This window comes from Schumannella sp. 10F1B-5-1 (genome assembly GCF_006517535.1).
In the GTDB taxonomy this organism is placed as follows: domain Bacteria; phylum Actinomycetota; class Actinomycetes; order Actinomycetales; family Microbacteriaceae; genus Schumannella.
The window spans coordinates 1-293 of record NZ_VHQH01000268.1 but is presented as its reverse complement, the minus strand read 5'-3'; the positions used below and the strand labels follow the sequence as shown (position 1 = coordinate 293).

1 pseudogene is annotated in these 293 nt (G+C 78.2%); it reads right to left on the bottom strand.

Features of this window, described 5'->3' with window-relative positions:
- Positions 1-293: pseudogene (locus FJ658_RS16545) on the bottom strand (2-phospho-L-lactate guanylyltransferase); the annotation flags it as partial.

The following is a 293-nucleotide window of genomic DNA, read 5'->3' as shown; positions in this document are numbered from 1 at the left end:
GCCGAAGGCCTCGACGAAGGGCACCCCCTCGCGCGCCGTGACGAGCACGGTGCCCGCGCCGTCGGCATCCGGCACGAAGGAGCGCGGATGCTGCCCGGCGGCCGCGAGGGCCGCGTCCAGCTCGGCGGGGTCGAGCGCGGGGACGTCGCCGAGCAGCACGGCGCGGGGCCCGGACATCGCCTCGGTGAGGCCGGAGGTGATCGCCGCCGAGATCCCCGCGGGCTCCCGCTCGAGCACCAGCACCAGCTCGGCGGCCTCGCTCGCGATGCCCGCCAGCTCGGCGGGCAGTTCCG